Origin of the sequence: Flavobacterium sp. CFBP9031, assembly GCF_034044945.1 — a bacterium.
Classification (GTDB): Bacteria; Bacteroidota; Bacteroidia; order Flavobacteriales; family Flavobacteriaceae; genus Flavobacterium.
The window spans coordinates 91,287-111,726 of record NZ_JAXCWF010000013.1 but is presented as its reverse complement, the minus strand read 5'-3'; the positions used below and the strand labels follow the sequence as shown (position 1 = coordinate 111,726).

Annotated in this window: 16 protein-coding genes, 1 pseudogene and 1 riboswitch; of the genes and pseudogenes, 8 read left to right on the top strand and 9 right to left on the bottom strand. The window is 33.3% G+C overall.

Annotation, left to right across the window (positions count from 1 at the left end):
• Positions 1 to 70 precede the first annotated feature (70 nt).
• The 3 genes from SOM12_RS20010 to SOM12_RS20000 all read right to left on the bottom strand — a co-directional run bounded on the left by SOM12_RS20010 (position 71) and on the right by SOM12_RS20000 (position 3,237).
• Positions 71 to 1,138, bottom strand: a complete 1,068-nt coding sequence (locus SOM12_RS20010; protein WP_320495087.1) for a BamA/TamA family outer membrane protein — start codon at positions 1,136 to 1,138, stop codon at positions 71 to 73.
• A gap of 114 nt (positions 1,139 to 1,252) precedes the next feature.
• A complete protein-coding gene (locus tag SOM12_RS20005) occupies positions 1,253 to 2,449 on the bottom strand; it encodes an NAD(P)/FAD-dependent oxidoreductase (protein WP_320495086.1) in 1,197 nt (398 codons plus the stop codon).
• A gap of 29 nt (positions 2,450 to 2,478) precedes the next feature.
• A complete protein-coding gene (locus SOM12_RS20000; protein WP_320495085.1) occupies positions 2,479 to 3,237 on the bottom strand; it encodes an AraC family transcriptional regulator in 759 nt (252 codons plus the stop codon).
• A gap of 310 nt (positions 3,238 to 3,547) precedes the next feature.
• Here SOM12_RS20000 and SOM12_RS19995 point away from each other — a divergent pair, with 310 nt between their 5' ends.
• On the top strand, positions 3,548 to 4,057 hold the full coding sequence (locus SOM12_RS19995; protein WP_320495084.1) for a hypothetical protein: 510 nt from the start codon (positions 3,548 to 3,550) through the stop codon (positions 4,055 to 4,057).
• 256 nt (positions 4,058 to 4,313) lie between these two features.
• On the opposite strand, the pseudogene SOM12_RS19990 reads toward SOM12_RS19995, so the two are convergent.
• From SOM12_RS19990 to SOM12_RS19980, 3 genes and pseudogenes are all read right to left on the bottom strand, one after another.
• Positions 4,314 to 4,763: pseudogene (locus SOM12_RS19990) on the bottom strand (transposase); the annotation flags it as partial.
• Positions 4,764 to 5,063: 300 nt separating this feature from the next.
• Positions 5,064 to 5,441: a hypothetical protein gene (locus tag SOM12_RS19985; RefSeq protein ID WP_095927542.1), complete on the bottom strand. Its 378-nt coding sequence runs from the start codon at positions 5,439 to 5,441 to the stop codon at positions 5,064 to 5,066.
• 258 nt (positions 5,442 to 5,699) lie between these two features.
• Positions 5,700 to 6,332 carry a nitroreductase family protein gene (locus tag SOM12_RS19980; protein ID WP_095927541.1) on the bottom strand — a complete coding sequence of 211 codons (633 nt, stop codon included), beginning with the start codon at positions 6,330 to 6,332 and terminating at the stop codon, positions 5,700 to 5,702.
• A gap of 107 nt (positions 6,333 to 6,439) precedes the next feature.
• Here SOM12_RS19980 and SOM12_RS19975 point away from each other — a divergent pair, with 107 nt between their 5' ends.
• On the top strand, positions 6,440 to 6,796 hold the full coding sequence (locus tag SOM12_RS19975) for a winged helix-turn-helix transcriptional regulator (protein WP_248726529.1): 357 nt from the start codon (positions 6,440 to 6,442) through the stop codon (positions 6,794 to 6,796).
• A gap of 1 nt (position 6,797) precedes the next feature.
• Here SOM12_RS19975 and SOM12_RS19970 read toward each other — a convergent pair whose 3' ends face one another.
• From SOM12_RS19970 to SOM12_RS19960, 3 genes are all read right to left on the bottom strand, one after another.
• A complete protein-coding gene (locus tag SOM12_RS19970; RefSeq protein ID WP_095927540.1) occupies positions 6,798 to 7,271 on the bottom strand; it encodes a MarR family winged helix-turn-helix transcriptional regulator in 474 nt (157 codons plus the stop codon).
• A 2-nt stretch (positions 7,272 to 7,273) separates the two neighbouring features.
• Positions 7,274 to 7,759, bottom strand: a complete 486-nt coding sequence (locus SOM12_RS19965; protein ID WP_320495083.1) for a GNAT family N-acetyltransferase — start codon at positions 7,757 to 7,759, stop codon at positions 7,274 to 7,276.
• 125 nt (positions 7,760 to 7,884) lie between these two features.
• Positions 7,885 to 8,478, bottom strand: coding sequence for a hypothetical protein (locus tag SOM12_RS19960; RefSeq protein WP_095927538.1), 594 nt, complete (start codon positions 8,476 to 8,478; stop codon positions 7,885 to 7,887).
• Between the two features lie 333 nt (positions 8,479 to 8,811).
• On the opposite strand from SOM12_RS19960, the gene SOM12_RS19955 reads away from it, so the two are divergent.
• The 6 genes from SOM12_RS19955 to SOM12_RS19930 all read left to right on the top strand — a co-directional run bounded on the left by SOM12_RS19955 (position 8,812) and on the right by SOM12_RS19930 (position 20,180).
• Positions 8,812 to 9,723, top strand: a complete 912-nt coding sequence (locus SOM12_RS19955; RefSeq protein ID WP_320495082.1) for a nuclear transport factor 2 family protein — start codon at positions 8,812 to 8,814, stop codon at positions 9,721 to 9,723.
• A gap of 100 nt (positions 9,724 to 9,823) precedes the next feature.
• Complete coding sequence (locus tag SOM12_RS19950) at positions 9,824 to 11,449, top strand: hypothetical protein (RefSeq protein ID WP_320495081.1); 1,626 nt, start codon at positions 9,824 to 9,826, stop codon at positions 11,447 to 11,449.
• Between the two features lie 163 nt (positions 11,450 to 11,612).
• Positions 11,613 to 11,750 carry a hypothetical protein gene (locus SOM12_RS19945; protein ID WP_320495080.1) on the top strand — a complete coding sequence of 46 codons (138 nt, stop codon included), beginning with the start codon at positions 11,613 to 11,615 and terminating at the stop codon, positions 11,748 to 11,750.
• An 84-nt stretch (positions 11,751 to 11,834) separates the two neighbouring features.
• Positions 11,835 to 17,972: a M4 family metallopeptidase gene (locus tag SOM12_RS19940; protein WP_320495079.1), complete on the top strand. Its 6,138-nt coding sequence runs from the start codon at positions 11,835 to 11,837 to the stop codon at positions 17,970 to 17,972.
• Between the two features lie 65 nt (positions 17,973 to 18,037).
• Positions 18,038 to 18,685, top strand: coding sequence for a porin family protein (locus tag SOM12_RS19935; RefSeq protein ID WP_320495078.1), 648 nt, complete (start codon positions 18,038 to 18,040; stop codon positions 18,683 to 18,685).
• A gap of 193 nt (positions 18,686 to 18,878) precedes the next feature.
• The gene (locus SOM12_RS19930; protein WP_320495077.1) at positions 18,879 to 20,180 is read left to right on the top strand and encodes an alginate export family protein; all 1,302 of its coding nucleotides are present in this window, start codon (positions 18,879 to 18,881) and stop codon (positions 20,178 to 20,180) included.
• A gap of 45 nt (positions 20,181 to 20,225) precedes the next feature.
• Positions 20,226 to 20,428: riboswitch (cobalamin riboswitch) on the top strand.
• Positions 20,429 to 20,440: the final 12 nt, after the last annotated feature.

Here is a 20,440-nt window from a genome sequence, read left to right as displayed (position 1 = left end):
AGGTAAATTATGAGAAATAACAAAGGGCTGTCTTTTTTGACACAGCCCTTTTATGAATATTTTTTGAAAATTAAAATGCTTCACCAATTCTAAAATAAATTCCCCAGTCTCCTTTACCGACTGCACCGTCCAGGCCAACATTGAATTTCGATTTTTTGAAAGGATTGTATCGGTAACCCACGCCGCCTCCAGGATACATTTTCCAGTCAAAGTTTGGAGTGTCAGAACCGTAAATGGTTGCGATACCAAAAAAGCCAACCAATCCCATTTTCTTTCCAAAGTTGTATCGGTATTCGCCTTGAATATCCATTAATCCTGAACCCCTGTATTTTCCTTCAGAATAACCGCGAATATCTGTTCCGCCAATAGTGCTTTGCTGTTCAAATGCAACATTTCCAAGACCGAACTTTCCGTAAAAACGTGCCGCAATAATATCTTTGCCTTCTCGGGTTGGGAAATATTTATTGGCTTGAAAAGAAATTCGATTCGATGCCAGTTCGTTATCTAAAAATTTCGGATAAGTAGACCAGTCCATTCTAATTTTGTAACCCGTTGTCGGATAGTAAACGGCATCTCTCGTATCGTACAATAAATTAAAGACAACTGCATTACTGTGAGAAATAGAAGAAGGAGAAATATCTTCTTCATAAACGGTATTGTAATGTGCATAAGTATAAGAAAGTCCGCCATAAAACTTGCCAAGAATTTTGCGCTGACCTCCCAAACTCAAGATAGTTGTTTTGGTTCCATAATCGTAAAAATCGGGCTGATCGATATCATCCACATAAAACTGAGAATTCTGATTTCCAGTAAAAAAGAAAAATTTCAAACGCCATTTGTCTTCATTTAAATACCATTTATTAAAGAATGCTAATACATACGATTTATTGGTAGTATAAATGGCCGACATTCCAGACAATGATTTCGGCGAAATAGTATCGGCTTCATTCACTTTATACATCATCATCGGAATTGCACCAAACATAAAATCAAGATTCCGATTATAGCTTAGATAAGGCATTACTCGCAGTTCGATTTTCTTTTCTTTTGTTTTTTTCGGAACCGAATCGGTAATTTTTTGACCAAAAGAAGGAGAAATAAAAGCTGTAAAAAAGAGTAAAAGTAGAAAATGCCTCATTGTATAATTTGTTTAGTGAAAATTATATTGGCTTATAATTCTTAAAGTATGCTTTTTCGGGTATATGTAAATTTAAATAAAAAATGTAAGTATTTGATATAAAAATAATTAAGTTTATACGGGCGGGTTAAATATAGAAAGCAGTCTTTCTAAGGCATTTTTAGAATGCAGTTGTTCACCGTTGCTTAAAGTGTCATTTAAGGCCTTCGCAGCTCTTTTTAGCATTCTTTTTTCAAAATAAGAAATAGCAGTTTTCATATCAGAAAATAGATTATTCGTTAAACAATCTGCCAATTCAAAAGCATCAAGCATAGCCAGATTAGCGCCTTTTCCTGCAAAAGGAAGCATTTTATGTGCTGCATCGCCAAGAATGGTCAGGTTTTCTTGTGTTTCCCAAGATTGATTTTGTGGAAAATAATACTGCGGACGAAATATAAAGTGCAATTCTTCACTTTTAAAAAATTCATGCCACTCAGAACTCCAATCTTTATAAACCTCTTCAAACCAATCAAAAATCATCTGATTGTTTTTAAAATCCAAATCCTTTTCTGCAATCTCGTTCTCAGGAATTTTACTGCTAAGAAGAAACATTAAAGAACCGTCTCCTTTTGTGCCGTACATAATCGTCTGTTCATTTCCTAAAGCGAGCACTTTTCCGCCTTTTGAAAATTCAAAAAGCTTAGGAGCATTTTCTTGGGCATTATAAATTGTACCTTCAATCATTGTTATGCCAGAATAAATGGATTTTTGCGTGCTTAGATAAGAACGAATTTTAGAATTTGCTCCATCTGCGCCAATTACCAAATCGGCATAAACATTTTTTCCATTTTTAAAGAACAATCTCCAGCCATTATTTTCTTTTTCCATTGAAAGGAATTGACTATCCCAAACGATGGTTTCTGGTAAAAGCGAAAGCAATAAAACAGCTCGAAGTTCTGAGCGATCTATTTCTGGACGTGGTTTTGATATATCCTGAAGTGAATCATGGTTTGCGTTTGAAGTTTCTTGAAAAGCCGTTTTTTTAATAGTATGCTCATCAAATTTCAATTCAAAATTCTGATTTACAATTCGAGCTTTACTAGCATTTGGGCGAATCTTTTTGTAAAACTCATCTAGTAAATTTGCTTTTTCCATGGCTATTAAACCTGAATCTTCGTGTAAATCTAATGGAGAACCTTGTACACGAATTTTTGAGTTGAGGTCTCTTTCGTAAACCTTTACATTTATATTTTGCAACTGTAAAAGACGGGCTAATACTAAACCGCCCATTCCGCCGCCAACAATGGCAACCTGTTTATTTTGTAGTAACATAGTTTGTAGTTAAAATCTATGTTGCAAAATTATTTAGAGGAAAGAGCAGATAATAGTATAAATCGGTCATTTTTGTTTTGAAAAAGCTCTTTTGGCAGCGAACCCGAAATTTTTTTGATTTCTTTTATGAAATGTGTTTGATCTGTAAAATTCTCCTCTGGAAAAAGTTTCCCTTTTGCAATATGTTCTAATGAAGCACGAAAACGAAGAATCGAACAATAGGCCTTTAGCGAAACACCAAAATATTGATTAAAATACCGATTAATTTGACGGCTGCTCCAATTAGATTGCTCGGATAATTCTTTTACGGTCAGATTTCCGTTGGTTTCATAAATTAATTTGAATAGTTTTTGTTTTCGAGTATCTATTTCCTTTACTAATAAAGACTCGATTTTTGAAGAAGCTTTTTCGCAAAACAATTCAAAATCATCTAAATCATTTTCGTTAAAATCCCAAAAGTTGTTTTCAAGCAGTTTTCCTGAGTTTAAAATTTCAGTAATGCTTTCGCGGAAGATATGCTCAACAGCAGGAAGTTTAAAGCTAATGACAAAGGTTAAGCTATTGGCTGGAATTATCCCTTTTTCATACTGTTGCGTTCCTAAACCTAAAAGTCTAATTTGAAAAGAAGTTTTGGCGGTTTTCATTAAAGACAAATCAATTCGTCCATCAGGAAGGCCAATCGTTTGCAATGTTTGATCCGATTTATTTTGCATGCACCAAAAGCTATCTACAAAATCTAAGAGCTTTTTGCTGGGTTTTATGGATTTGTATGCTAAATCGTTGAACATTTTATCAAATTTTAAAGTGAAAGTAAACAAAATGTATTTTATTTCTAAGAAAAGAATCACTTATAGAAAGCTTATAAGAGACTTTCTAATTCGATAAAAAGTGCGATGAAAAACTTAACATTGGATAAGTTGTTGTATATTAGTTGTTTGTGTTTGTTTTTTAGGAGCGATGAAAAACTTAACATTGGCGAATGTCTTTTTCAATCTATATTTGTTTATTATTTTTTGATGTTAATTTAATGATTTAATAACATTAAAAATTAGTTTAATTCAAAATAAATTTAATCAATTTCTTAAAATTAACAGAATAATGGCAAAAGAAATACTTGTTGATGAAATCAATCAGGAGGCAGAAGCTGTTTCGGTTATCTCTAATGACGAAATCGAACAAAAAGAGACTCCAGTTCTAGAATCTGCTGAAACTCCAGAAGCAAAACCAAAACCTAAAAGAGCTCCAAAGAAAGTGGCAGAAAAAGAGGGTAGTACAGCAGAAGAAGCAGTGCAAGAACCAATACAAATAGAAGGAATTTCATCTGAGGCTGAAGAAGAAACATCTGAAGAAAACAACAATCAGCCAAAATCTAAAAAGAGTAAAAAAATGAAAGAAAAAGAGAAAGACAAAGAGAAAAAGAAAAAAGCTGTTGCTAAGAAAAAAGAAAAAGCAAAAGATAAAAAGAAAGAGAAAGCTAAAAAAGCAAAACTAAAAGCTAAAGCTAAAAAGAAAGCAAAAGCTCAAAAAGCAAAGGAAAAAGCAAAAGCGAAAAAGATTGCTAAAAAGAAAGCAAAAAGATCTAAAGCAAAGAAGAATAAGAAGAAATAATGGTTAATGATTAATTGTGAATGGTGAATTGTTAATTGTTGAAGGTTATGTAGGATAGCTATAACTTTCTGATATTTTCAGGCTGAGCGTAGTCGAAGCCTCCGCAAGATTCATCCATCTCAAATAAAAGTATAAAGCCACAGATTACAAGATTAACACAGATTTTAAAATCATTTTAATCCTGTAATCTGTGGCTATTTTTATTGCGGTTTTCACATTTCACCATTCACATTTCACAATCCACAATTCACAATTTTTGAGTTTTTTTCTCTATCGCAAGTTTGTCAATTTTTTGAAGAAATTCAGGGTCAAATTCGGAGTAAGCACGCAATCTGTATTTTTCGTCTCTAATCTTCATTACGAGACGAATCTTCTGTACCATCAGCCAAATCGGCTCGTATCTTTTGTGGCCAAGCAAATATTGAATTTTAAGAATAGATATTTTTCGGTGGGAAAGTGTCATTAATTCAATGCAAATCATCCAATAACGAATAGGGAGATTGGAGTTTTCCATTACAGTTCCTGATCTTAGACTTGTTCTGCTGCCGCATTTTCTGCACTGAAATTTTAAATCATTCTGACGAAAAGAATGTACGTTATGCCCACATTTTCGGCACAAAAGTCCATTTTCTAGACGTTTGTTTTTGAGCTCTTCAATACAAGTTGCTTCATCAGAATATTTTTCAAAATAAGCGCGTAATTCCATTTATATAATTCCTTATTTAGGTTTCGAAATATAAAATATTTTGAAGAAATGAAGATCAAGTTGGAATAAAAAATAAAATGTTTTTTTGCGTTTTCTGAATAGTATTGATTGTGCCGATATATTTCGCTCACTTTGGGCTTTGAGTTATATAGCAGAGCTCCGGAGGAGCGCAATATTTATAGAAAGAAATAGCACAAAAGATATAAAGCTCCGGAGGAGCGACATAAAAACAGGTTTAAAAAATAAAAAGGAATACTCGCGAACGACTATTCCTTTTTATCAAGGGGGGGCAAAACTTTGTTACAATTTACCTGCGATTTCTTTTTTATACTTATTAAGGATAGATTTTGTCATACCTAAATTAGCTTTTGTAGAATCTACAGCCAAATAAATAAAATAATCTTGATTATCAGAAACGTCGATAATGTGAATTTGAGAGCTTAATGTAATCATTACATTGTCAATAACTTGACCGTTTAAATTCAAAGCTTTAATAGCATTCATTTTGGCTTTTACTACTTCAAGGTTGTATGCAGATGCCAATTCTGGGTCAAAATCTGCAACTGCAGAGTGTGAATAATATGACATACCGCTTGCGATTTCAGCAACAGATACTGCGATGAAACCTGGGACGTTCTTTTTTAGGTCTTCCCCAAATTGCGTTAAGAAATCAGACATAGGTTTTTAGGATTTAATTAGAATGAATCGTTTTGGATAAAGCAAAATTAGTTATACAATATTATTTAATTATCCGTAATACGTACCTATTTTTATGCAAATAATAAAATTAACATAAGTTCTAAAAATCAGTTTTTTCGTTTCCTTAAATTGAATTTTGTTTTGATTTGAAAATGAAATAATTAAACAAAAAATGCTTCTGAAAAAGCGCTGCTGCACCATTTCAAAAGCATTTTCATTTAAGCAAAAAATAATTTTTTACTTGATTTCTGTTATAAAATCTTCTTGCGGAGTTCTTACTTTTTTCATGTTTACCAACCAATCATTTTCATGATCTCTGTATCCTAGAGGTAAAACTAAAACACTCTTTAATCCAAGTTCGTTTAAACCTAAAAGGCTGTCTACTTCAGCAGGAATAAAACCTTCCATTGGAGTTGCATCTACTTCTTGTTCTGCAGCTGCAGCGATTGCAACACCAAACGAAATGTAAGCTTGTTTTGCAGCGTGGTTAGCATGCCATTCTTGTCCAAGTGGCTCGTACATTCCCCAAAGTCTTTGTTTGTATTCGTCCATTGCATCAGCAGGAATTCCTCTTTCAGCAATTGTTCTGTCAAAAACAGCAGAAATTTTTTCTAAACTATAGCCGTCCCAAGCAGCCCATACCAAAACGTGAGAAGCATCTGTAACTTGACTCTGGTCAAAACTAACCGCTCTAAGTTTGTCTTTTAATTCTTTGTTTGTGATAACGAAAATCTTGTAAGGCTGTAATCCAGAAGAAGATGGAGCAAGCTTTGCAGCTTCAAGAATATAATCTACTTTTTCTTGCGGAACAGCTTGTCCGTTCATTTTTTTTGTAGCATAACGCCACTTTAGTGCATCTATTAAGGCCATTTTTCTTTATTAATTAAAAATTGTTTTCAAATGTAAACACCTTAAGTGTATTTTTGTCATCCGATTACCAAAAGTAACTGTAACATCGAGGTAACTTATAATAGAACATGCTAAAACAACTCGACCACGATCCTAAAAAATGCACGCAGCACATTATGGCGGTGCATGATGCTATGTACATCTTAAACGGAAGATGGAAAATTTCTATAATTGCATCACTTTGTTTTAACACCTTAAGATTTACCGATTTATTGCGGGAAGTAGAAGGCATTTCGGGAAAAATGTTGAGCAGAGAACTAAAAAACCTTGAAGAAAACCAATTGGTTACAAGAACCGTTTTGAATACGCAGCCCATAACAGTTGAATATCAATTAACAGAATATGGGCATACTTTAAAAGAGGTAATTGATTCTTTAGCAAAATGGGGACATAATCACAGAAAAAAGATTACGGGTAAAGAGTAAATCAGCTTTTGAATTCTGAAATTCTCTTAAAAAATCCTTGTGTAGCCAGTTTTTGCTCCGTTTCTTCAATAGCTCTCAAAAGATTGTTCTGATTATCGGTGATTTCGTTTAAAGCATTTTTCATCACCGTCCAAACGGGTTGCATTTTTACGACCAGTTCTTTTCCTTTGGCGGTAAGCACAATTAATCTCTTGCGTTCGTCTAATTTGTCTTTTTTAGAACTGATAAGTTTTTGTTTTTCTAATTCCTTCAATAAACTTATAGTTGACGGATGGCTATAGCCAATTTCGCTCGCAATTTCTACAACACTTAGCATTTCTTTAATGTGAAGCGTATAGATTACAGGAAACCATTTCGGTTCAAAATCAATATCAAAAGATTTATAAATTAAAGCACCGTCTTTGCGCAACTGTTCGCTCAGACGCTGCAACCGCGTTGATATGGCTAATATTCCAATCTCGTCAATTATATTCATTTTTATTGATTTAGGTTTAAATGACAAAAAACATTATCGGGTTTCATTAATGGAAAATCAGTTGGAAGCGCTTCTTTTTCGATTGTTACAAAATTATTCTTTTCGTAAAAACGTAAAGCCGCCTGCAATAAAGAAACCGTTCCTAAATATAAGTCTTTAATTCCTTTTTCTTTGCTGTATGCAATTAGTTGCTCTAATAATTGCTGAGCAATTTGAAATTCTTTACCTCTGTATTCTTTCTTAACGAACATTTTTCTGATTGCTGCAGCTTCAGAATTGAATTTTACCAAAGCAATTGTGCCAACTAATTTTTCGTCTATAAAAGCACCAAGAAAAATCCCGCCTGGCTTATAGTAAAAGTTCTCAATATCCAATAAATCAGGCTGATCTTCTAAAGTCACAGGAACATTAAATTCTTTTTGCTGAATGTGTAAAATCAAATCTACGATTTCATTTTCGTACTTATTTTGTATAGGCTGAATGTGCATTTGTCTAGTAAATTAAATATGTGTACAAAACTACGTAGTTAGCTACATATATACAACAAAAAAACTGCTGAGACCAGCAGTTTTAAGTGTTTTTTATGATTTCAAACGATTTCTGTTAGAAAGTTTTATTCTTTAACTAATACAATAACAGCTTTGTAGCCCGTACCAACATTCCATTCGCTTGACGAAATAACCTGGCCTTTATCGTCATAAACTTTAAATTCGGCTGTATTTGGAGAAGCAAAACCTTCGTTTAAAGCTTCAATGTCAATTTTGTTGATTCCTTTTACTAAGTTTATTTTCACACTTTTAAAATCACCATTTAAGAAAACTTCAGGCTCAATTACTTGATCGTTTAAGTATACTTTTACTTTATCGCCATCTACAAAAGCGGCATCGCGATACATAATGGTCGAAGTAACGGCTGTTGTATTGAAATTACCTAAAAACTGATTTCTTCTATAAAATATTCCCTCAACATTTGCTTCTGGCTTATAAAGATTAGTGTCTTTAAACAACTCGTCTGGATTAACCTGAAGCGGTGCAGGCTTCTCAATAGGCGCTGGCGGGTTTTCTTTAGGGGAAGCTTCTGCTGGCGGAATAACTTCTTTTACAGGAGATTTTTTTGCCGGAATCGATTTGAATTTATTATCAAGTTCCTGAGCAAAACTGTGCAATGAAAAGGAAGCAAAGGCAATTATCAAAAATATTTTTTTCATGTTTTTCTACTATTAATCTTGTGTGGTATTGATTTAAAAAATTAGATGCATCATAATCTTTTATATATAAACATTTTATGAAACCAAATATTGTCTTGCTAGGAATTATTTGTCGAAAAATTAACTTCTTTATAAGCAAAATTAAAGTGTTTTCTGCTGAAACTGAATTATCTATATATTCTTGTGAGATTTTGAAGATTCTTTCTTTTATATATGAAAGGGGAAAATGTTCTAAACGATTGATTTTAATTCCTGTTTTTATATTTTTTTTAACTGTAAGATATTGAATATTAATATTTTGTATATTTATTGTTCAATAAAATAATTTCTGGTATGAATAGGTTAAGTTTTATCTTTTTCCTTTTTGCAGTCGGTAGTTTTGCTCAGGAAAACAGCACAAATTCGGATATTAAAAAGCAGATTGAAGATTATAATGCCTCATTTGCAATTGCTTTTACAAAAGGGAATCAAGACGATTTAGTAAAAGCGTATACAGATCAAGCCATCTTTATGCCTGAGCATAGCAGACAACGAGTGGGTATAAAAACGATTCGGGATTTCTACAAACAATGGTTGAAACAGGCAAAAATTACTTCCTATCAAAAAACAATTTTAGAATTACAGGATTTTGGAAACTATGTTTTGGAAATAGGAACTTTTAATGAAGACTTAAATCTAAACGAACAGAAAGCGTTTTCTTATATTGGAAAATATGCTGTTTTATGGAAAAAGCCTTCAAAAAAGGGCGTAGCTCCTACAATTGCAGCTGAAATCTGGGGTTCATCAAGTTATTTTGATGATAAAAATATTCCAGATATAAATGATATCGAAATTCCAAAGACTAAAAAATATATTCCAACAGACAAATTAACTTTAGAGGTAAAAGAAAGAAATAAAACCATTAAAGAGCTGGTTCAAAATAGGCAAGGAGCAGAGCATGCCAAAATGTTTATGCCGGATGCGATGTATTTAACTTATTACACTCCAATTCTTTCGGGTGAAAAGGAAATTACCGATTATTTTACAGAACATGAAAAACCAGGCACACTGCGTATCGAACAAATTTCGATTGAAACTTCAAATATTATTTATGCACAAAAAGCAATTGTAGAATTTGGTTTCTACAGCGTTGATTGGCGCGATGGTGACAATCACGGAAATGTAAAAGGAAAAAGCATTAATGTCTGGAAAAAAGACAGTAATGGAGAGTTGCTGCTTTTTCGCCAAATTGTAAATCATGATTAACTTTTTAGTATTTTTTAGATATCATTTATTTCTTCTGTTTGTTGTTGAATACTAATAATTTTGTATAATTTTGAATCCATCTTTATCATTTTTATACACGATGGGTCGATTACTTTGCATATTTTTTATTTTCACCACTTTTTATATTTATCCGCAACCTTCAACAAAAGAATGGATTGATAGTTTAAACACTATAGACAATCACGAAAAAAAAGTGGATTTATCCCTAAAAATTGCTTCCCAACTTCAAGATTCTGATTGGGATAGAGCGATAAAATATGTAGAGCTGGCTGAAACAGAGGCAAAAAAAACAGACAAAGCCGATTTAGCTTTAGCTAAAGTTTATTTATCTGCTGGAGGAATTTACAGTTCAAAAGACGTACTAGATATTACCTTGCAATATTATTTAAAGGCTTATGAAATTTATAAAAGCAATAACATTGAAGATGAAATTGTTCAGGTAGAAAATAATCTAGCCATTACTTATGGAAAAACCAATAACCAAGAAAAAGCGCTCAAGTATTTCCTAAATGTATATCGTTATCAGAAATCTAAGAACCAGCCAGAAAAACTGGTAAAAATATTAAACAACATTGGTACAGCTTATCTTGGTAAAAGCTTAGATTCATCCCTGCATTATTATCATAAAGCCGATGCGATTGCAAAAAAACTAAAAAACAATACCTTAACAGTTTATGTGTACACCAATTTGGCTAGGGCTTATAGTTTAAAAAGAGATAAAAAAAATGCTGATTTATATTTTGAAAAAGCTTTTTTATTAATAGATACTCCTATCGATGATTCACTAAAAGCCTTTGTTTTTGAATCGTTTTCCGAATATAATTTACAAGAAAAAAAACTGGATAAAGTCATTTTAAATGCGAAAAAGTCTTTAGAATATTCTCAAGGAAATCCATTTGGTTTTTCTAGCATGCGTTTGAACAAAATACTTTATGAAGCCTATTTAAAAATGGGTGATTATAAAAATGCGGTTTTTTATTTTCAGCAGTTCAATAAAATTAGTGACAGTATTAATATCGAACAAAAGGCCGTAAATCTAGAAAGAATAAAACTCGAACAAGATTATAAAGTCCGAAGCCAGATTCGAACTTTAGTCGAAGAAAAAACAAGATTCAAGTATTATGTGGTTGGATTAATATTGGTTATTGGAATATTGACTTTAATTCTTTTGCTGATCCGTTATCGAAACCGAAATATTACCAATCAGCTGGAAAAAGAAAAATTAAAAGCCAAACAGCAGGAATTGAATCAAAGTCTAGAAGCCAAAAATATGGTTTTGGTAGGTAAGGCTATGGCCGAAATTCATCGTACCGATAATATCAACGAAATCCTGACCGATCTTAAAAAAATCAAACTCAAAACTGCCAACAAAGAATTACAGCAGGCAATTGATATTGTTTTGAAACGTTTGGAAAAAGATTTGAATGCCGATATCTGGAAAGAATTTGAAATTAGTTTTGAACAGGTTCATAAATCTTTCTTCGATAAATTGACTATCGATTATCCGGCACTTACTCCAAAAGAGCGCCGACTTTGTGCGCTGCTTTATTTAGATTTAACTACAAAAGAAATTTCTCAAATTACAGGACAATCTTTTAAATCGATAGAAAATGCCAGAACCAGATTGCGTAAAAAGTTCGATTTAACCAACGAAAAAGTAAATCTTTCCACTTATCTGAACAGTTTTAAAGGCGATTTATTGTAAAATAATTTTAAGTATAACTGTTTGATATAGTTGTTTTTAGTTTAAAAAGAGTGTTTTGTGAGTGCTCTATTTCTGCCTACGAGTGTTTTTGCATTAGTCCTTTTTTTTCGAGCCTTATAGCGTCCGTCTATTTTTACCAAACGATTATCAAAAAGAAGTTTGGATGAATACCACAAAAAAAGAAGAACCTTCTAAAAGTTTGGAAGAACTTTTGGAAGAAACAAAAACAAAAAAGAGTGCGCTCTTAAAAATTCTACAAAAAATAACGAAAGCAAGTTCTAAGAATCAACTGCCGAATTGATTCTAAGGGCTTGCTTTTGTGGTTTTCTGCCAACCATCACATCTATTAACTCGCAGCCTTAATACTAATTTTAAATTAAAAAAAATGAACCAGATTTACTCTAAACCCAGGTATTTGTTTCTTTTGTTAGGTTTCTTGGTCTGTTCCGCTGGAATGGCTCAGTCTCCTTTTCCAAAAAACAAAACATCTAATGCGCAGACAGCCGTACAATCGCCAGCTGCTAATCAGAAAAAAGAGCAGCTTTCTCAAAAAAAGACCGATCAGAATGCTAATCAGGATGATGATTCTAACATTATTTCACCTCAAAAAAGTGTCAATGGAACAGCACTTTCGCAACAAGAAAGTGATGATGTAAATAAGAGATTAAAGGCTAGTCAGAAACTTTTTGACAAAAGTCAAAGCGCTTCAACGGCTAAAAATGTTCAAAGTGCAGACAGCACAAAAGTGAGATCTTTTGCAAAGTCGTCTAATCTGACAATTCGTAATGTGTTTGAAGTTAAAAGATCAGATTTTGAACTTTCGAGTGCAGATAAGATGCAACTGAGATCGGTTTCAGATAAACACGGCAGAAGTCTCGCTACTTATCAGCAAATGCATAATGCTGTTCCTGTTGAAGGAGCGATTTATAAAGTGAGAGATAACAAGAGCAAAATTGAAGCTTTTGGGCATATCAGTAAAAAATTGCCTGCAAACAGTAATTATAAAGTAAACGCGTCGGCTGCTTTACAAAATGCATTAAATACAGTAAATGCTAAAGAATATGTTTGGCAAAGCAAAAAATTATCGTCTTTAGTCCATAAAAAAATCAGTACAAAACCACTAGGAGAATTGGTTTATGTGGGACCTAATTTTTCTTCTGAATTAACAGAATATCATTTGGCATGGAAGTACGATATTTTCGCTACAAATCCGCAGTCAAGTCAGACGATTTATGTTGATGCTAATACAGGAAAAGTCATTTTAAAAATTGATTTAAGCAGAGATCTTCATTCTTCTTCTTCGCCTATTATTGATGGCAGAAGTACAATTGGTAAAGGAAAAGCAAGATTCTCTGGAGATGTTACTTTTGGTACAACTCAATATGCAGATGGCTATAGATTGGAAACTTTGGAAGGAAAATACAAAGTGCCCATTTATACTTTGAATATGAATCATGCAGAACATGCATCTGATGAAGTGCTTACAGAATATATCGATGAAGATAATAACTGGAATGATTTATACAACAAAGATCACGATGAAGTAGCAATCGATATTCATTGGGGATTGCAAAAGACTTTAAACTATTACGAAGAAAAATTTAGCCGAAATAGTGTTGATGACAAAGGAATGACCATTTTTGGTCTTGCTCACTTAGGAACCAATGTAGAAAATGCCTCTTGGACAGGAGGATGGGCGCAGTTTGGAGATGGTAAAAACCAGCCTTTTGTAAGTTTGGCCATTACTGGACATGAATTAACGCACGCCGTAACACAATTTTCTGCCGGATTAATTTACCAAGGAGAATCGGGTGCAATGAACGAATCTTTTAGTGATATTTTTGGGGTTTCTATTGAATTTTATGCTGGAAGAGATACTAAAAATGATATTTGGCTTTTGGGAGACGAATTGTATTCTCACGGAAGTTTAAGAAGCATGGCTAATCCAAAAGCGCAGGGACAGCCTGATACCTATGGAGGAACAAATTGGGTAAATCCAGCCAACATATCGTATGATAATGGAGGTGTGCACATTAACAGCGGTATTATCAATTATTGGTTTTATCTTTTGGCTGAAGGTGGAGAAGGCGTTAATGATCTTAATAACAGTTATACGGTTAAACCGATTGGTTTAGCTAAAGCTGAAAAGATTGCCTACATAGCATTAACAGAATATTTATCGCCGTCTTCAAATTTTAGCGACATGCGTCAGGCAACTTTGATGGCAACAGAAGATTTGTATGGTTTAGGTTCTGAAGAGTTTAAACAAGTTACTAATGCTTGGTATGCCATTGGGGTAGGTACAGCTTATGCAGATCGACAAATAACTATTGTTTCGGTAGAAAATCCTTCAACTTCTTGCGGGCCATTAAAAGGTGACGAGCCTTTTTATATTACACTAAGAAATACAGGAACTTCTGTTATTAAAGCGGATGAAGTTTTAAATTTCAAATTAAGAGCCATGGCAAGCGCACTTGGCAGACTTATTACTTTTTATACCAATGATGGGAAAGTTCCTTTTACTAAAGATTTAGGAATTGGAGAAGAAACAACTATCGAAGTAAAAAGCACAATACCGTATCAAATAAATGCGACGACCTATGTAGAAGTAAAAGTAGATCTTAATCCGATTGTAGATTTTGGGGTTGAAGAAGGATATTCTTTTGTTACAGGCATATATGTTGCCACTGCACAAAAAGATTTTGATATTAAAGCTACAGCTTTAGATCTTCCAATGTATACAGGAGATTTACTGACTACAAGTTATACTCCGGCTATTACGATTTTTAATTTAGGCTGTCAAGATATTCCAGCGGGAACTGTTTTAAAAATTGGATATGCCGATACCAAAGCAGGAAGCACAACAATTTGGAAAGATGTGACATTGCAGACTGCTTTTAAGGGAAATTCAGAAATGAAAATATCTTTTGATACTGCTGTCGATTTATCAGTGGCGGGCTTACACACTTACGAAGCTTATGTAAGCTATGATAAAGATCCAGTTACGACAAATAATAGTATCATAAATGCTGCTTACAGCGATGTTATTGCGCAATTTCCTTATTGTGAAGGATTCGAAAGAACGCCTGGAGGATGGAACACAAAAGCGTTAAGCGGGAATCAGAAGTTTGTATTTCAAAATTATCCTGCAACTTTTAGAACTGTTAAATCACAATATATGTGGGGAATGGTAGACTTTAAAGGAACTGACAGAATGGGACTTAATTCTGATTTCGTTTTAGAATCTCCAATCTTCGATTTTACTAATGTAGTTTCTCCATATGTTGAATTCGATTTGTATTATTTACTGCATAGAACTTACGATGGTTTAATTGTTGAATATTCTGAGGATAAAGGTAAAAGCTGGAAAAAAATAAATACAGTAAATTATCCAGAAATAGAACATGGCAATGATTTATTTGATGGAGCTTGGTTTACAGGTGTAAATACCCAACTTAGAAAAGATCCGTATCAAATTCGTTTAAATGAATTAGCAGGAAAAAAAGCCGCTATTCGTTTCCATGTAAAATCGGATGACTATTATGACGGATTCTTAGGCGGATTTATAGATAACATTTTAGTGAGCGATGCGCCTTACGATTTAGAAGTTGTATCGGCAAAATTAGACGCTGGTAAATGTGATATCAATAATAATAATGCGGCAGTAATTGCTAAAATAACAAACAATTTTGCGACTGCAAGTCAGGAAGTTATTATTACAACTAAAATTCTGGATGCAGCAAAAGTCGAAGTTTTTTCAAAATCAGAAAAAACAACTTTAAACTTCGCTAAGTTTAAAGACATGATAAACTATTCTGTTCCTAATATTAATCTAAAAAATATCGGAGAGCATACGATTTCGGTTTCTGTTTTTCCTGAAGACATGGCAAAAGACCTTAAACAAGGAAACAATGCCGTAACATTAACGTACGATAATTGGAATAATGAAGACATGAAAGTTTCTGTACTTCCGTACAAAATGGATTTTGAAGACGATACTAAATATAAAGGATGGAGAACTTCTGAAAATAAAGGTTCTGCAGGATGGAAACATGGAGTGCGAGCAGATTTAGGCTCTCCAGGATGGTTTCTTGAAGATCACACCAAGTTTATGGCAAGTAATGATGACAAATGCAATTGTGATGCTTCAAACGATATGCTGGTTTCACCAGTATTTGATTTAACCAATTACAAAGAAGCACACTTAGCATTTGATGGTTTTGGAGATCCGCAACAATGGTCAGACGGTTTTGTAAAAGTAAGTACCGATGGTGGAACAACTTGGAAAGAGGTGTTTAAAATGCCTTATTATGGCGCTTGGTTTGGATATAATGTTGATTTAAGTGCTTATGCTGGAAATTCTTGTGTTATGGTTGCCTTTCAGCAAAATGACAACGGCTTTTTTGGTAATGGTTTTGCAGTAGATAATATTGAAATTACACCAACTAAAAGTAATTTACAGCTATCGAATTTAGTTGTGGGTGAAACGGTTTATGAAGATGTACCTTCGCATGAGTTTTATATTGATGCAAGAAATGTAGCTTATAAAACATTGGAGAAAGTTACTATCAAATATCAAATTCTTCAGAACGGAAACGCCATTGGTGAACCAGTTTCATTAGAAAGAACTAAAACGATACGACAAGGTGAAACTCTTGTTTATAAAATAGACGGTCTTCCTAAATTAGCAGCTGGAAATTATGAAATTAAAGTACAAGCAACTGCCGATGGAGAGGCAAATACAGATGTTAAAAGTCTTACTGCATCTTTTCAAGTTGTTGAAAAAGCATTGGAACTTAGCAATGAGGATTTCTCTAACCTGACGCAAGGTTCAATATTTGGATCAAAAGGGTTTATTTCGAATCAAAGTGATGAAAATTATCCTTGGAGAGCGGTTACAACTCCAGATAATACCTATTTGACGGTTCCGTTAAAAAACCGAACAGGAGACGCTAACGGTAAACTTTTATACAGTCAATTAGAAGGTTATTATTACTATAGCGAATTAATTTCTCCACTTTATAAACTATCTGCAAGTGCTACAGCTTTAGAGTTTTATTACGCTATGCAAAGTAATGTCAATGATGCTTTAATTGTAGATATTAAGCCAGTTGGCGGAGAATGGACTGAAGCTTGGAGAGCAACAAATCAAGGAACTTATGTAGATACCGAATGGCAAAAAGCAGTCTTAAACATTACCAAATATGCTGGAAAATCAGTATTGTTCCGTTTTAGACATGCAAAATCAGATGGGTATTCTTATATGGTTTTAGATGATCTTAAAGTAATAAGTGAGGCTGTTTTAGATGTTTCTGTTCAAATTTTGTCTCCAAAAGATATTTGTGGCAATAGCGAAGTAAAAGTTAGACTGACAAACGAAGGGCAAGTTGCGATTAAAGAAAATTCTATCCAGTTAGATTTGGAGTATAGTAATACATCAGAAAAAATCTCAGAAGCCGTTGCATCAGGAATTCCGGTTGGCGAAAGTATTGATTATACTTTTATCAAACAGCCTAAATTAGATGACTCTGGAGATTCTCATGTATTTGCCGTGAATGCAAAAATGGAAAACGATGCTATCGAACAAAATAATAGTATCAAGAATTATGTATACCAAGGTGTACCGTCAGATTTTAAAATGTTTGATGTGTCAGTTATCCATGCTTATGCAGGTAAAAGTGTATTTCTGGATGCAGAGAGAAACTTTTCTGCTAAAGAATTAGAAGCGACTTCATACAAATGGAGCTCTGGTGAAACTACCAATTCTATCAATGTTGATAAAGCAGGAGATTATACCGTAACAGCAACATTGGAAAATGGATGCAGCCTTACTGAAAAAGTAACTGTGGTATTTGATACTTTCGAATCTGAGCTTCCAAACGGAGATGTTTGTGGTCCAGAAGTAGTTTTAAATCCTGGAAATTATGCTGCTTACGAGTGGTTTGATGGTTCTACAGATCCAACTTTCACTACAACAGAAAGCGGAGATTATTTCGTAACGGTTTACAACGAACACGGATTAGGAAAAATTTTCACTACAACGATTAATGTTCTTGAAAACACAGTTCCAGAAATCCAGGCATTAGAAGGAAATAAAATTACAGCTTCTAGTGATTCTGCTGGCTACCAATGGTATTTAAATGGAAGACCTTTGCCAAATGCAACCGAAAAAACAGTTGCTACAATTTGGGAAGGAAGTTATAGTCTTCAAGTAACCAATGCACACGGCTGTACAAGTATGTCTGCTCCAATTGATTCTAAAGGGTTGCTTATCGGAAAATTGACAAATTCATTCCGAGTTTTCCCAAATCCAGTGGCAGATAATGTTAATATCTTCTTGGCTGAAAAAGCAGAAGGAGAAGCTGAAATGAAAATTTACTCTATGGAAGGCAATGCCGTTTGGAGTAAAACCTATTCTGCTGTTCCGTCAAGCGTAAATGTAAGTCAGCTTGCAACTGGAGTTTATATTTTAGACTGTACAGTTCAAGGTAAAAAGTACACGGCTAAGATCATTAAAAAGTAACAAAAATACAGATAGAAATGGCAGTTCTCGCGTAGAACTGCCCTTCCTAAAAACAAACAAATACGATGAAAAAATCAAAGCTAATAATCTGTGCACTAATGATGTGTGCAGGTGTAATGGCCCAAACCGAAAAGGTGAAACTGGGAGTAAAAGCGGGTTTGAATATTTCGAGCCTAACGTTTGATGATAACGAATTGAACTCCTCTGATAAAACAGGATTTACAGCCGGTTTAATGGCTGAAATTCCGTTGGCAAAAAACTTCTCGGTACAGCCGGAGTTATTATACAGCCAGCAGGGAATGAAATTGTCTTATTCAGATCCAGAAGTTCAAAACTCACATTACAAAAGCACCATTGCCTTAAACTATTTAAACATTCCAGTAATGCTGAAATATTATGTTGTTAAAGGGTTGAGTTTACAAGCTGGGCCTCAAGTAGGAATACTTTTAAAAGCAAACAATAAATATCAAGACAACTTTTTAGGTTATGATAACCATGAAGAAATGAATTTAAAAGAGTATTCAAATGGAGTAGATGCTTCTCTAAATTTTGGATTGGGTTATCAGTTTAAAGACAAATTTTATGCAGATGCAAGATATAATGTTTCTTATACTGATGTTTTTAAAGATGTAACCGCAAACACGAATTATAGTATTAACAGCGATATGAAGAACCGAATTTTTCAAATAACAGTAGGTTATTTTTTTAAGTAGAGTTAGTAACATTCTTCTTCATATCTTTTTTAAACCACTCTTTTTTAGGAGTGGTTTTTTTGCTTTAGTAATATTAATTTTGAACCTATTAGCTATTTCTTTGAAGCGATATCACAAATAAGTCTTTTTGCTAGAATAAATAACACTACTTATATTATTACATTTGTATAGTAATTTTATAGGATTTGTATATATGATTCAGACAAACTCATTTAAATTAATTGTCTTTTTACTGTTTTTAGTAGTTAGTGGATATTTAAATGCACAAAAAAGCGATAGTTTGTCGCAGCAGTTTTTGATGAATATAGAAATACGTCCAAGAGCAGAATATACTTCAAATTATATACTTCCTCCAAATGACTCGATAGATCCCTATTTTTACATAACGCAGAGAAATAGAGTTTCAATGCAATACTTGCGTGAAAAATGGTTTATAAAATCCGATTTACAAGAAATTCATTTGTGGGATGAAGCAAATTCAAATTCTAAAGTCGGAAGCATAAATTTTTATCAGTTGTTTTTGGAAACGAAATTTAAGGACATAAACTTTCGTCTAGGAAGACAAAATATTTTATTAGATAACGGCAGATTATTTTCGGATGCGCCTTGGGCTCAGCAGGGTAGAGCCCATGAAGGAATTCGAATTATGAAATATACGCCACATTTTGCCCATGATTTTTTCTTTGTTTTTACGAGAAAATACAATACAAGTTTTGAAAGTGCTTATTCTCCAGTTGCTTCCAATAAATACAAATACATGCTAGTGTACAACTTTAGTTATAATTCGAATAAAAATCTTTCTTTTAATTCTATAAATACAGTTGATTTTTTAGAGAAAACAAATTCAGAAACACTATACACTCGCGCCACTACAGGAGGAAGAATTGAGTTTAAAAAGAAGCAATGGTATTATACTTTAAACAGCTATTTGCAATTTGGTAGAAATCAAAAAGGGCAACATTTGTTTGCATACTATTTCCAGCCAGAAGTGAAATTATCATTGCCAAAAACTACTTTACGATTAGGAGCGGAGATAATTAGCGGAAGCAGTTTACAGACAGGGAAAGAAAATTCAGGAGACTTTGATGTTTTATATGGCGTTACTTGGAAGTTTAATGGAAACATGAATGTTTTTACACGTTTTCCTGCTGATGTTGGAGGAAAAGGTCTTGTGAATCCATATTTGTTTGCTTTGTTTCCAATAAATTCAAAACTTACGTTTCGTTCAGATTTTCATCTTTTTTATACACAATATTCTTTGCAGAATAATTTAAATCACACAATGTCAAAATTTTTAGGATTTGAAAATGATATTTCTATAAAATATGTTCCTATTAAAGAGTTAGAAATTAACGGTGCATTTTCATTTTATAAATCTACAGATTCAATGACAAACCTTCCCAAGGTACAAGACGTAGAAAAACTGTCGTTTTGGAGTTACTTGATGGTTTCGTATTCTTTTAATGCGATCAATTTTAGAAGAAACAAAAAATAATAGGCTTTAAAATCTTTCGAATTTACATTTTTAAAAGATAATTCTATCTTTGCGGCTGATTTTGGTCTATTTTTTCAATTCAGAAGAAATAGTTAAAAGGGAATCAGGTGTAAATCCTGAACAGACCCGCTACTGTAAGTTCTATTTAAGTCTTTAAACATTACTAATGCCATTGTTCGTTATTTCGAATGAGAAGGCCGTTTAAAGATGGAATAAGTCAGGAGACCTGCCACGATCACATAGTTTAAAACTTTCGTGGT